Origin of the sequence: Desulfovibrio oxyclinae DSM 11498, assembly GCF_000375485.1 — a bacterium.
Classification (GTDB): domain Bacteria; phylum Desulfobacterota; class Desulfovibrionia; order Desulfovibrionales; family Desulfovibrionaceae; genus Pseudodesulfovibrio; species Pseudodesulfovibrio oxyclinae.
This window is the reverse complement of record NZ_AQXE01000003.1, coordinates 41928-55249: the sequence shown is the minus strand read 5'-3', so window position 1 is coordinate 55249 and position 13322 is coordinate 41928. Positions and strand designations below refer to the sequence as shown.

Annotated in this window: 13 protein-coding genes; 8 read left to right on the top strand and 5 right to left on the bottom strand. The window is 56.9% G+C overall.

The features are described 5' to 3' along the window. Positions 1 to 23: 23 nt before the first annotated feature. Genes bamA through B149_RS0104305 form a run of 6 tightly spaced genes read left to right on the top strand, consistent with a single transcriptional unit; the run spans position 24 to position 6436 of the window. Positions 24 to 2690, top strand: coding sequence for an outer membrane protein assembly factor BamA (gene bamA, locus B149_RS0104330; RefSeq protein ID WP_245533189.1), 2667 nt, complete (start codon positions 24 to 26; stop codon positions 2688 to 2690). A 32-nt stretch (positions 2691 to 2722) separates the two neighbouring features. Beyond that, positions 2723 to 3250 carry an OmpH/Skp family outer membrane protein gene (locus B149_RS0104325; protein WP_018123940.1) on the top strand — a complete coding sequence of 176 codons (528 nt, stop codon included), beginning with the start codon at positions 2723 to 2725 and terminating at the stop codon, positions 3248 to 3250. Positions 3251 to 3254: 4 nt separating this feature from the next. Further along, the gene (gene lpxD, locus B149_RS0104320; protein WP_018123939.1) at positions 3255 to 4295 is read left to right on the top strand and encodes a UDP-3-O-(3-hydroxymyristoyl)glucosamine N-acyltransferase; all 1041 of its coding nucleotides are present in this window, start codon (positions 3255 to 3257) and stop codon (positions 4293 to 4295) included. Further along, entirely contained in the window at positions 4288 to 4749 is a 462-nt protein-coding gene (gene fabZ, locus B149_RS0104315; RefSeq protein ID WP_018123938.1) for a 3-hydroxyacyl-ACP dehydratase FabZ, read from the top strand. The genes lpxD and fabZ overlap by 8 nt, the downstream gene beginning before the upstream one ends. Continuing rightward, on the top strand, positions 4750 to 5562 hold the full coding sequence (lpxA, locus tag B149_RS0104310; protein WP_018123937.1) for an acyl-ACP--UDP-N-acetylglucosamine O-acyltransferase: 813 nt from the start codon (positions 4750 to 4752) through the stop codon (positions 5560 to 5562). It begins immediately after the preceding gene. Between the two features lie 37 nt (positions 5563 to 5599). Next, on the top strand, positions 5600 to 6436 hold the full coding sequence (locus B149_RS0104305; RefSeq protein ID WP_018123936.1) for an LpxI family protein: 837 nt from the start codon (positions 5600 to 5602) through the stop codon (positions 6434 to 6436). 84 nt (positions 6437 to 6520) lie between these two features. Here the strand turns inward: B149_RS0104305 and B149_RS18965 are convergent, their stop codons facing one another. Genes B149_RS18965 through B149_RS16420 form a run of 5 tightly spaced genes read right to left on the bottom strand, consistent with a single transcriptional unit; the run spans position 6521 to position 9137 of the window. Further along, positions 6521 to 6754, bottom strand: coding sequence for an FmdB family zinc ribbon protein (locus tag B149_RS18965; RefSeq protein ID WP_083909147.1), 234 nt, complete (start codon positions 6752 to 6754; stop codon positions 6521 to 6523). 11 nt (positions 6755 to 6765) lie between these two features. Then, entirely contained in the window at positions 6766 to 7131 is a 366-nt protein-coding gene (locus B149_RS0104300) for a CGGC domain-containing protein (protein WP_018123935.1), read from the bottom strand. Positions 7132 to 7157: 26 nt separating this feature from the next. After that, the gene (locus tag B149_RS0104295; RefSeq protein WP_018123934.1) at positions 7158 to 8018 is read right to left on the bottom strand and encodes an ATP-binding protein; all 861 of its coding nucleotides are present in this window, start codon (positions 8016 to 8018) and stop codon (positions 7158 to 7160) included. Further along, complete coding sequence (locus tag B149_RS0104290) at positions 8015 to 8884, bottom strand: ATP-binding protein (protein WP_018123933.1); 870 nt, start codon at positions 8882 to 8884, stop codon at positions 8015 to 8017. Before B149_RS0104290 ends, B149_RS0104295 begins: the two co-directional genes overlap by 4 nt. Continuing rightward, positions 8859 to 9137 carry a hypothetical protein gene (locus B149_RS16420; RefSeq protein WP_018123932.1) on the bottom strand — a complete coding sequence of 93 codons (279 nt, stop codon included), beginning with the start codon at positions 9135 to 9137 and terminating at the stop codon, positions 8859 to 8861. Before B149_RS16420 ends, B149_RS0104290 begins: the two co-directional genes overlap by 26 nt. Positions 9138 to 9345: 208 nt before the next feature. Between B149_RS16420 and B149_RS0104280 the strand changes: the two genes are divergently transcribed. Then, positions 9346 to 10194, top strand: coding sequence for a damage-control phosphatase ARMT1 family protein (locus B149_RS0104280; RefSeq protein WP_018123931.1), 849 nt, complete (start codon positions 9346 to 9348; stop codon positions 10192 to 10194). 24 nt (positions 10195 to 10218) lie between these two features. Continuing rightward, entirely contained in the window at positions 10219 to 13305 is a 3087-nt protein-coding gene (locus B149_RS0104275) for an AsmA family protein (protein WP_026167445.1), read from the top strand. The last annotated feature ends 17 nt before the right edge of the window (positions 13306 to 13322 follow it).

The window sequence follows — 13322 nt, the reverse complement described above, 5'->3', positions numbered from 1 at the left end:
CCTGTATTCTTGGAATTTTTATCTTGCTGCTTTTTGCTGCCTCTGCTTTTGCGCAGGAGCCGCAGGGCGTTCAGGAGGACATTTCGGTTGCCGTAATGCCCTTTAGCATCAACGCCAGCGAAGACCTGCAATATCTTCAGGAGAGTTTTCCCGAACTGCTGGGTGAACGCCTCAGGGAGGCCGGTTTTCAGGTTCCCAAACAGGACCGCATCCGTACTCTCCTTGCTGAAAATCCCGGCCTTGAAGGCGCTCAGGGCGGCCGTGAGCTGGCCATGCTCGCCGGTGCCGGCTTCGCCGTATACGGCGATTTTTCTCAGTTCGGAGAGACTTTCGTCATCGACGCAAAAGTTGTCGATGCTTTCGGCGATAAACAGCCGGTTTCCATTCAGGTTCAGAAAAGCGGGGTCTTGAACCTGCTGCCCGCCGTTGACGAACTCGTCAATCGCATGCGTTCCATCCTGCTGAGGCAGGACGTGGTTGCGGAGATCGAGGTGCGCGGCAACAAGATTTTGGACAAGGAAGTCGTGCTCATGCGTCTTCCCATCCGCGAGGGCGACATCCTGACCGCTTCCGTGGTCAACAAGTCTCTCAAAAGCATTTACGACCTCGGCTACTTCGACGACGTCAAGGTTATCCTCGACGATCTCCCGGAAGGCAAGAAAGTCATCTTCCAGGTCCGTGAGAAGCCCCGCGTGGACAGTATCACGGTGCGCGGAGCCGATGACATGACCGAGGACATTCTGGAGGCCGTGGTCACCAAGAAAGGTGCGGTGGTCAACCCCAAGGTGCTGGCGCAGGATATGAAGACGATCCGCGACATGTACCGTAAGGAAGGCTACTACAAGGCCAAGATCACCCATGAACTGCAAAGCAACGATCAGGGGCTCGCGCGGTTGACTTTCGTTGTCGAGCCCGGCCCGGAACTGTACGTCGAGGAAATCGTCATTGACGGCGCCAAGCAGGTTGATCCTGACGACGTCAAGGAAGTCCTTGCGCTTCAGGAGCGCGGCTTCCTGTCCTGGTTTACTGATTCCGGCGTTCTGCGCGAAGACATGCTTGAACGTGACGCTGCGGCCATAATGGCCTTTTACAGCAACCACGGATTCCTGCAGGCCAAGGTCGGCAAGCCGGACATTGAGGTCATGGATGATGGCCTGCGCATCGTCTATCGAGTGTGGGAAGGCCCGCGCTTCAAGATGGGAGAGACCCGTTTCAAGGGCGACCTCATCGACACGCCCGAAAAGCTGAAAAGCGTCACCGGTGTGGACAACCTCGCAGTGGACAACGAGTGGTTCAACCGCTCCCTCATCCGTCAGGATGTCCAGAAACTCACCGACTATTACAATAACTATGGATACGCTCATGCCGATGTGGAAGTGCACCTTGAGGACTTCCCCGAGGCCGGGTTGGTGAATGTCGAGTATACCATAGTCAAGCACCAGCGCGTGCATGTGCGCCGTGTGCTGATCGAAGGGAACACCACCACTCGCGACAACGTTATCCTGCGCGAGATGCGTCTTGCCGACGGCGATATGTACAGCGGCCAGAAGATCAACCGTTCAACGCAGCGGTTGAACAACTTGGGCTATTTCGAGACGGTTGACGTTTCCCCCGTTTCCACCGGTAATCCGGACGAGATGGACCTGCTGGTCAAGGTCAAGGACGCTCCCACCGGTAATATAGGCGGTGGTATCGGATATTCCTCGTATGACGGTGTTTTCCTTGCTGGCAAGATTTCCGAAAGGAACCTCTTCGGCAAGGGATACAGGCTTTCGTTCTCCGGTTCCTTCGGCGGAAAGAGCACGGCGTATTCGCTGGATTTCGTCAACCCCTATTTGTACGACACCGACGTGGGCATGTCGCTTAATGCGCATCGGAACTCCACTGACAAGGATGAGTATAAGGTTGACTCCACTGGCGGCGGCGTGGCTTTCTTCTATCCGATTGGTGAGTACACCAACCTGAACTGGAAGTATCAGGCGTCCTACTACGACATTTATGATGTCTCCGAAGACGCTTCCGAAGACACGAAGGATGACGAAGGGTCGCATCTCGTGAGTTCGTTTACCGGCACGGTTTCCCGGTCCACCATCAACTCCCGTCGGTTCCCGTCCGAAGGTACCAAGATGACTGCTTCCATTACAGTCGGTGGCGGACCGCTTGGTGGTACGGACCACTTCATCAAGGAACAGGGTGTCTTTGAGTATTATACCGAACTTTATGAAGATCTTGTCTTCCACGGAAAGGGTCAGATCGGATATCTGCACGACAACATCATGAATGATGACGATCTGCCGACCAACCAGAGGTTCAAGCTGGGCGGCATGGGCAGTGTGCGCGGGTACTCAAACTACAAGATCACCGCACGAGAAGACAACGGCGACACCATCGGCGGTAACAAGCAGCTCTTCACCAACCTTGAGTTGCTTTACCTGCTGAGTGAAGAGTATGGTATTCAGCTCGTCAGTTTCTTCGATGCCGGTAACGTCTGGAAGGAAGATGAGATGTTCTTCGAAGAGGTGAAGAGAATCGAACCCGCTCCGTCCCTCGGACTCTACAAGAGTGTCGGTGTCGGCTTCCGCTGGCTGTCTCCCATGGGACCGATTCGCGTCGAATACGGTCACGGCCTTGACGATCTGCGCCACAGCGGCAACAACAAGGTCGAACTGATGATGGGTCAGAGTTTCTAGAACAAAACCAAGGATTCAAGGAGTATACCACCATGAAAAAAATGATCGCCATTGCACTGCTGATGCTGCTTACCACCGCGGCTTCCGTGCAGGCTGCAGAGATCGCCATCGTTCACTCCATGCGCGCCATCAGCGAAAGCAAGGCTGGCCAGCAGATCAACGATGAGATCAAGAAGAAACAGGCTGCCTACGAATCCGAGGTCAAGGGCCAGCAGCAGAAGGTGCAGTCCCTGCAGAACCGTCTGAAGCAGATGCGTACCCAGTACCAGAGCGGCATGATCAAGGAAGAGCAGTTCCGCAAGACGCAGCAGGAACTGGCCTCCGCCGGTGCCCAGCTGAACGTTCTGGGCGAGATGAGCTCTGTCAACTTCAAGAAGGATGTAAAGAAGCTGCAGGCTCCCATTTACAAGCTTTTCTCCGACGTGCTGGCCGAATATGCCCGTGAAAAGGGCTACGACGCCGTGATTGACGTTGCACGTGGCGGAGTCGCTTACGGCAGCAAGTCCATCGACATCACTGACGTCATCATCAAAGAAATGGACAATCGCTGGAAAAAGTAAAACGATGCGTATAACGGTTTCCGAACTCGCCGAAAAGCTCGGCTTGCCCTGCAAAGGCGGGGAAGTCGAGCTTTCCGGCGTCAATACATTGGAAAAGGCGACTCCGGGTCAGCTTTCGTTTCTGGTTAACCCGAAGTATTCGCACCTGTTGGAGACGACGCAGGCCTCCTGCATCCTTACGCAGGAAAAGCATGCGCAGGACCTGCCATGCGCCATCATCAGCGATAATGTCTATATGGATCTTGCCAAGGTCGTTCACCTTTTCGACAACCCTCAGGGATGTCTCGAAGGGCAGAGTGAACTTGCCTACATTCATCCCGATGCCAAGATTGATGAATCCGCTGTCATCTATCCCTTCGCATTCATCGGCGAAGGAGCGAAGGTCGGAGCGGGCGTCAAGATTTTCTCCGGCGTCTACGTCGGTGAAAACACCGTTGTCGGTGATGACTGCATTCTGTATCCCAACGCGGTCGTCATGGGCGGCATTTCGCTTGGCGACGGAGTTATTCTCCAGCCCGGAGCTGTTGTCGGATCGGATGGCTACGGCTATGCTCAGACGCCCGCCGGTCATATGAAAATCCCGCAGATCGGCACCGTGCAGGTCGGCGACATGGTAGAAATCGGCGCCAACAGCGCCGTGGACCGTGCCGCATTGGATGTCACCACTCTCGGTCGTGGCAGCAAGATCGACAATCTGGTTCAGATCGGCCACAACGTGGAAGTCGGTGAAAACTGCCTGCTCGTTGGGCAGGTGGGAATCGGCGGCAGCTCCAAGGTTGGCGACAATACTATTCTCGCGGGTCAGGTCGGCGTGGCGGACAACGTCAGCATTGGCAAGGATGTGGTTATCGGCGCGCAGGCCGGTGTCGGTTCCTCCGTGCCCGACGGCGCCAAGATGAGCGGCTCTCCGGCCATGCCTTACAACGTTTTTCTCAAATCCATGGGCGTTTGCGCCCCCAAGCTGCCTGAGCTTTTCAAGCGTGTGAAGAAGCTTGAAAAACAACTGGCCGATTTGGAAAAGAATGGAGACAGCAGCGATGACTAAAGCATCGGCTTTTGCGGACATCGGTCGCATCATGGAGATGCTCCCGCACCGGTATCCCTTCCTTCTGGTGGACAGAGTGGTTGAAGTCGAGGACGGCGTGAGCCTCAAGGCCTACAAGAATGTGACCATGAACGAGCCGTTCTTCCAGGGCCATTTTCCGGGGCTGCCCGTCATGCCCGGCGTGCTGATTCTCGAAGCCATGGCTCAGGCCGGCGGCGTTTTTGTCATGCACACCATGAAAGAGCCTGTCGATGACAAGGTCTTTCTTTTCACGGGCATGAATAAGGTCAAGTTCCGTCGTCCGGTAGTTCCCGGAGACCGCCTTGACCTGCATGTCGAATACACCAAGCACAAACTGAACATCTGGCGCATGCGCGGTACCGCCCTTGTTGACGGCGAAGTTGCCGCCGAGGGTGAGTTCTCCGCCGCCGTGGCAGATAAAAAGGATATGTAAGTGGCAACTCAGATACACCCGACCGCCGTCATCGACTCCACCGCCCGCATCGGCGAAGACGTGACGGTGGGCCCTTATTGCGTCGTTGAAGCCAACGCCACCGTCGGGGACGGCTGCAGGCTCGAACCCTATGCGCTCATCAAGACGAACGTCTCCATGGGGGCTGGCAACCACGTCCACTCTAACGCCGTGATCGGCGGTGATCCCCAGCATCTGGGATACAAGGGCGAGGAAACCTATCTGCGCATCGGCGACAACAATATCTTCCGTGAAGGCGTGACCATTCACCGCGGTACCACTCAGGGCGGTGGGGAGACGGTCATCGGCTCCGAATGTCTGATCATGGCTTACGCCCACGTTGCGCACGACTGTCGCGTGTCCGACAATGTCATCATGGCCAACGCCGTGCTGCTTGCCGGCCATGTAGAAGTGGGCCGAAATGTCATCATCAGCGGCATGTCCGCCGTGCAGCAGTTTGTTCGCATCGGCGATTACGCCTTCCTCGGCGGCGCCAGCGGCTACAAGCTTGATGTGCCTCCGTTCATGCTGGCTCACGGCGCTCGCGGCAGACTTTACGGCCCCAATCTCATAGGGCTCCGCCGCAACGGCTTTGACTCCACGTCCTGCAAGGCCCTGAAAAAGGCCTACAAGATCATCTTCCGTTCCGGAATGACCAAGGACAAAGCGTTTGAAGCCGTCGAGCGTGATGTTGAAGACAACGAAATGGTTCGCCGTCTCGTCACTTTCATCCGTGAGAGCAAAAATGGCGTGACTTCTGCCTCCACCCGCAACGGCAACGGCGACGACAGCTAGTCATTTCCTTGCCCCTCAGGTCCAATAAGACAAAACCATGTCCGTCAAACCAGCTACCATAGGATTGATCGCCGGCGGCAAGCAGTTTCCGTTGCTTGTGGCTCGCGGCGTGAAAGACCACGGTCACAAGCTTGTGGCGGTGGGCTTTACCGGTCATTCCAATATGGAAGTTGCTCAGTTCGCCGACGAATGGCGCGAACTCAAGCTGGGCAAGCTTGGTAAACTGATCCGGTTTTTCAAGGATCAGGGCGTTGAGCGTGTCGTGATGGCGGGAACGATCAACAAACCTCGTGCCATGGATGTAGGCCTCTTGGACATGCGAGCCATGAAGCTGGTCTTCAGCCTTGGCAGCAAAGGTGATTCTTCCATTCTCGGCGCTCTTGCCGCAGAGTTTGAGAAAGAAGGTATGTCTGTTTCCCCGGCACATGAGCTGGTCCCGGAGCTTCTTACTCCCAAGGGAGTGCTGACTTCCAGAAAACCCACGGAGCGCGAACGGGATGACCTGAATATGGGATGGAAGCTCGCCAAACAGCTCGGACGCATGGACATAGGCCAATGCTTGGTGCTTCGCGAGGGAATTGTTGCCGCCGTGGAAGCGCTTGAGGGGACCGACAGCGCCATTGAGCGTGGTTGTTCTCTCGGTGGTGAAGGATGTGTGGTGGTCAAGGTGTTCAAGCCGGGGCAAGAGGAGCGTATTGATCTTCCCAGCGCCGGAACGGATACCGTCATGCGGCTTGCCGCGGGCAAAGGCGCATGTCTCGGGCTTGAAGCGGGACGGAGTCTGTTCTTCGATCAGGAGGAAGCCGTTCGCATTGCGGATGAAAACGGCATCTGCATTGTTGGACTGAGCGCCGATGAGATGGATGAATCCTGATCGGCACGCATGAATGATTCATTCAAAAGGCCTTCTCCTTTAATGGGGAAGGCCTTTTTGTTGATTTGTGTGCATTTTTCGATGTCATCTCTTGTCGCAGCAGGAACCGGGCGTACATCCTTTGTTTGCGGGGTGTTCTCCGCAGCAGCCGTGTCCGGCTGAATCTGGCGTGCGAGACATGTTGCCTTTGGCTGGCATGGCGATTCTGCGTTGGGATTGTGCCCCACAGCGCGGGCACTCCGGGGCGGTAACGTCAGGTTTTGACAATTCTTCGAATATCGCGTTGCATTCCGAACACTGGTATTCGTAAAGAGGCATGGAGTCCCCCTTTAGCCGAAAATATTGTTCGGCATATACGGGTGCGTCCCTTCAATTACGTCGATTCCGGCCTTGTCGCGGATTTTTCCGACGATTTCCCCAGCGTGGGGGCAGTGGTCAGTGATGCAGGGCGCTATGTGGATTTTGGTTGGCATATCGCCCATGGGGGCGTTCCAGAGTTTGACCTGAGCCATGCGGGTCACGATGCCGGACCCCGGACATCCACCGCAGCTGAGAAGACCCATAAGCTCGGCTTCTTCGTCCACGTAGGCTTCGAATTCGCCTTCTCCGCGGTTGAAACCGACCATACAGCGCGAGCATCCGATGCAAACGTCATCCATGGTGTTGCGGCACCCGATGATCAATATCTTTTCCATGTCTCCTCCCGTGGCGTTTCCGGTCTTCAGACCATGAATTGCTTTATCTCTTCCCAAATGTTTCGAGTTGTTAAGCCGAACCCTTCCGGATCGTATTCGACGACTGTCATTCTTTCGGACTGTGCCCGGTTGAATGCCGCATCGTATGGATAGGAACCTACTACCGGGATTCCGGATGCTTCACAGAAGCCGATGATGCATTCTTCCAGTTCCGGATTCACGCCACGCTTGTTGATGACGCAGGCCGAGGGAAGCCGGAAGTGCTTGAGCAGCTCCGCCACGCGTTCAAGGTCGTGAATGGCCGAAACCGTCGGTTCTGCCACAAGCAGGCAGGCATCGGCCCCGGTGAGTGAGGCAATGACCGGACAGCCCACCCCTGGTGAACCGTCCACGATGACGAACTCCGCCCCGTCGCGTTCTGCAATCTCAGCCGAAGTACGCCTGACATCCGTCACCAGTTTACCCGAGTTTTCCTCACCGATGCCGAGTTCGGCATGGACCATGGGACCGAAGCGTGTCCTGGAGACACGTTTTACACCGCACCAGCGAGGATGCATGCTGACCGCGCCGGATGGACAAATGAACTCGCACACGCCGCAGCCTTCACAGTTTTCCTTGATAGGTTGAAAGTCGGTGGAAACCGCATTGAAACGGCAATTATCAAGACACAGGCCGCACTGGGTGCAGAGGTCGGCATCAAAGACCGGGGTTTCGCCGCTGTAGAAGTCCTCCTCTTTGTCGATTTCCGGATCCAGAACGAGGTGCAGATCCGCGGCATCCACGTCGCAGTCTGCCAGAACTGCGTTTTCAGCTACTGCGGCCAGTGCGGCGGTGATGCTGGTCTTGCCGGTTCCGCCTTTGCCGCTTATGACAACGAGTTGTTTCATACCGCACCTCCCGCTTTGGACTCTATGCGCTCGGCAATCGCGGTGAAAGCCTGCTCAAGCTCGGGGCTGGCGTCGTAAAGCATCTCGCCGCGGGAATAGGTTTCGGCCGCCTCGATCGAATGGGGGACGGTTCCGAGCAGATCGATACCGTTTTCGCGAAGGTGGGCGTGAGCGTCGATCCCCATGCCATCACGGTTGATTACTGCCCCGAACGGAATGTCGAGCTTGCGAAGCAGTTTCACGGCAATGCCGAGATCGTGGAGCCCGAAAGGGGTGGGTTCCGTGACGAGTACGGCAAAATCCACGTTCTCCAGCGACTGGACAACGGGGCATGATGCGCCGGGAGGGCAATCCAGCAGAACAATGTCCGCGTTCGATGCGTCTTCAGTTGCACGCTCCTTGAGTTCGCGAATGAGCGGGGGGGCCATGGCTTCGCCGATGCGCATGAGTCCTTTGTGGAAAGTGAGACCGGGCAATTGTCCCCGATACGCATGCCCCACCGCGCGAGTTCCTTCGGATATGGCGTCCGCAGGGCAGGCCAGTTTGCAGAGGCCGCATCCATGGCACATTTCGGTAAACGGCATCACGCTGCCTGCCATCCAGATAAGCGCCTTGAAACGGCACAGTTCCACGCATTTGCGGCACTCTTCGCCGAGGCAGGCGTCATCGTCAAAAACAGGAACCGGCATGTGCACCTCGGTTCCATCGTCCATTTCCGGCTTGAGAAAAAGGTGAGCGTTGGGCTCTTCCACGTCACAGTCCACAAAGGCGACCTTCCGACCCTGCCTCATGTGATGCAGGGCCAGATTGGTGGCCACCGTGGTTTTACCTGTTCCGCCCTTACCACTGGCGACGGCGATTCGCATTGTTCCTCTGGTTGTTGTCGTTCATGCAGGAGCCGTCACGGCGTCTGAGTCGTACGTTCCGTGATTCCCGCGCAGCGGTGTTTTCGCGCTTGCGGTCTTTGCCGCTTCCGTCGCCTCGTCCCTGACCGGAACCCTGTCCGCCGAAGGAGCCGTCCCGACGTCCGCGCCCCTTGCCGCGACCGCCGCAGGAACCGTCACCGCGACCGCAGCCGCGTCCATTGCCGTTTCCTTGTCTGTTATTCATTCTTTGCATTTCTTTACCTCCTGTTTCACTATATGGTGAGCATGGGATGTGCCATTTTTTATTTAGCTGAAATAACTGTATTATTTTGTGTGAGAGTGTGAGGGTAGGACGCAGATTTCGCCTCGTTTCCGGCTTGGTGGGCGAAAGCTGCCATGGCATGGAGCGTTGCCAAGCCCTCAGGAATATGCAACATCCTGCTGAGACAGGAGAAAGACATTTGCTGACATCCATAGACTGCATGCCGTGCTTTATGCGTATGGCGGTGGCGGGCGCGCGCATCGCCGCTCCGGACCGTCCGGATATTCATGAACGAATCGTGCGCAAATGGTCGGCCATGCTTCCTGAACTTGATTTCGAGCTGTGTCCGCCGTCAGTTGCCAGTATGCTCAATGAGCTGGTGTTGACGGAGACCGGTTGCGGTGATGTCTTCGCGAAGGACAAGGTGGACTCCAACAGGCGGGTGATGGAGGTGCTGCCCGATGTGAAGCGTCTGGTGGATACGTCCGAGAATCCCTTGGCCACGGCGCTTGAGGCCGCCATCATAGGTAATTACATAGATCGTGGACTGGACCACGCCTTTGACTGGCGCGAAGAACTTGCCTGCCTCGAAAGCAGTATCGACGATACGCAGGTGCGTGACTTCGCCAGTCGCTGCGTGGATGGAGCCAGCGTGCTCATCCTCGGGGACAACGCCGGAGAGATTGCCCTGGATACTCTGTTGGTGGATCGCCTCAAGCAGGTCGGATGCCGCGTGACCTATGCCGTGCGCTCCAAGCCCGTCCTCAATGATGCGCTTCTGGCCGATGCACGCATGGTCGGCATGACCGAACGCTGCGAAGTGGTAGAGAGCGGGGTAGACACCCCCGGCACCGTGCTTGAGCGTTGCAGCCCCGACTTCCTGTACAAGATGCGCAGAGCCGATGTCATTCTCAGCAAGGGGCAGGGCAACTTCGAGGCGCTTTTCGACCGCTGGGAGGATGTCTTCTTCGCTTTCAAGGCCAAGTGCGAGCGCGTCGCCGAAGAAACGGGACGCCCCCTCGGTTGCTCCGTCTTTATGAAACGGTAGGGACCTTTTTCCGGAATACCCCACATGAAACGGTTACTGCGCATAACATCCATGGCCCTGCTGCTGGCACTTCTCCTTCTTGGAGCGGGCGCATGGCGCGTCAGCGGCTGGCTCAACAGCCAGGCGTTCCGTACGGAGATGGAAGAGGTCCTCGGCAACCTCGTGCGACGCGAGACTACCATTGAAGGCGCGGTGGATCTCATGTTCTACCCATGGCTCGGCGTGGCTGTCGAAGAAGTGCGGGTCAAGAACCTGCCGCAGTTCGACGGGGATCTCGCTACGTTCGGCAGGCTTATGTTCAGGGTGCGCCTGTTGCCGCTGTTGCAGGGTGAGGTCGAAGTGGACACTGTTGAAGCGGACCACGTGGACCTGAATATGATCCGCGACGCTGAGCGTGCGGGCAACTGGGAGCATATCGCCCCTGAGCAGGGTCAGGATTTGGAAGACGCGGCGGATGACCGGTTCTTCGACTTTCGTCTTGTCAGTATCCGCGGAGTTACCGTCAGGGATGCGGACGTGGTGATCGAGGACCGCGTCAGCGGCAGGGAATTTCATGTCGAGGGCTTGCGGATCAAGACCGGGAAATACGTTCCCGGCGGGATGCTCGCCTACGATATTGCCGGCTCATTCGGTTTTGAGGACATGACCGTCGAGACCACCATCAAGGGCAAGATTGATACTGCCCTAGGGGGCGACAAGGCGCATACGGAACTGCTCAGGGATTCCGTTGTGGACCTCGTGGCAAAGGGAGGAATTCTTCCAACTGGCGAGTCGGCACGGATGACTTTTGCGTTGGATATGGACCCGGCAGCCAAAAACCTCGTCATCAGCCGTTTGGAGTTTTCCGTATTTGACATGCGGATGTCCGGCAACCTGAACGTGTCCAAGCCTCTTGATTCACCCTCGTACAGTGGCCGGATTTTTCTGCACACCTTCAGTCCGGCCAAGCTGTTGTCGAAGCTGGCTCCGGACTTCGACCTCTCGAAGACTGACGGGCTTAGGCGCATGAGCCTGAAGGCGAACATAAAAGGCAATTCGGAAAGCGTGGCATTTCACGGCCTCGACGCCGACCTCGACGGCATGAAGGTGGCAGGCAAGGCCGAACATGTTTTCCGAGGTGCCTCTACATTTTCTCTTGAGGCGGGCGATGTTGATCTGGACCTCTACCTGCCGCTTTTCCTCTCCGGCGAACCCTGGAAGTGGGGTGATTTCGGGCTTGCTTTTTTCCGAAGCCTGAATGCATCCGGGACGCTCAAGGCCGACTCTCTGCGCATCAAGGGCCGTGACTTTTCTTCGTTGAAAGGGACGCTCAAGGCTTCCGATGGTCACGTGCAGGCCGTGACGGCCGGCGCGTTTGCTTCCGGACAGCTTGATGCATCGCTCGACGCCGTGGTGGGCACCAATGAAGTTACCGGGAATCCGACGCTTTCACTGCAGTTGCATGCGCATGGTGATGACCTTGACGTCGATGCTTTGCATGATTTTAAGTCGCTTGACCCTGAAGGGAAAATCTCTGCCAAGGCGCATGTCACGCTATCCCATCGGGACTGCCCGCCAACAGCCCGCTCCATCCTTGGGCTCAGGGGGATGCAGGCTGAGGTCTCGACCTCATGGTCTGCCATGACCTTGCGCGCGAGTGAGGGCGAGCCTATGGAGTTCGGTCCCATGAGTGTGGACTGTTCCCTCAAGCCGAAACGCGCAGACGGTGCCGAATTCCCGTACGAGATGAGCCTCAGAGTGCGCGGTGGTCTGGACTCCCCAAGGCTTGAAGGGGATGCGAGGCTTTCCGGTCCGGTGCTCCTCGGGCCGGAGTTGGAGTATCTCGTATTGCCGAACCTTTCGGCATCCACCCGCTTGGGCGGATTCCTCATGCCAGGAAAGAAACGTGGCGTCCTGAAGGGACGTTTCGACTGGGACTCCCGGAAAGACCGTATCGGCGTGCGCTCCTTTGAGGTCAAGGCCATGGGGGCGACCGTGAGGCTGGACGGTTCGGTTCAGCATCCTTTCGACGAGAAGCGAACGGCGCAAGGCTCCTTTGACATCCGGGACTTCAACCTGAAACGCACTCTTGAATTGTACGGCATTGAGCTCATTCGCTTTCAGAAGCCCACAGCCCTGACTGCTGCGCGGCTGGCAGGGAACTTCACCCTCAACGGCCTGCGGGCCAAGCTCACGAAGCTCGACGGCGTTTTCGATGGTGCCACTGTGGCTGGAACCATCGTCGTGCCTTCCATTCTGGAGAACGGGTTCGAGGTGGCGCTCAAGGGCGGTGATGTGGATGTTGACCAGTATTTTGCGCATGAGCGGGAGATTGACCCACGGGACTACCGCAACCGTGAGCTACCGGAGGATGAGCCAACGGTCATGCCTCTTGATTCATTGAAACACATCAATGTTCGCGGTCGGGTTGTGGCGGACTCGGTGAAGTTCTGCGATGCGCTTATCGCTCCGGCCGAGGTGGATATAGATTCATGGGACGGCAATATCCGCATCAAGAGAGCCAGCGGAGGCTTCTATGGAGGACGACTGAATGGTTCGTGGGCGGCCAGAGTGGGGGACGACGAGGTCACCACCCATGTGAACGTGGTCCTCAAGAATTTTGAAGGCGCACCCTTCATGCGGGATATAGCGGGCAAGAGTTATGTTGCCGGGCAGAGCTGGCTGGAGGCCGACCTGTCCGGACACGGGCTTACCGATGAACAGATTCTGCGTACCCTCAAGGGAACTCTGGCTACGAACATTCGCGACGGGTCCTATAAATTTTCCGGCTGGGACAGTGAGAAGCGGGAGAACGCCAGAACGAGTTTCAACAATGGCAAGATTCTGCTCGATGTGAACAAGGGTGTCTTCAGCACCAAGACGTTTCTGGTCCAGTCGCCTGTCATGACAGCCGATGGCGATGGCTGGTTCGATCTGGCCGAAGACCGCATCGAACTTGCAATCAAGGCCACGTTCGTGGCGGTTCCGGGGATCACGGTCAAGTTGGAAGGCAAGCTGTCTGACCCCAAGGTTTCCATGCCGCCCGAAACCATGCTCACCGACACGGTGCGCAACATCCTCGGTTTGCCGAAGAAGTCTTTCAAGTTCCTGCGCGATCTATTTTTCTTCTGATCTTGCCGCGTTGCCGC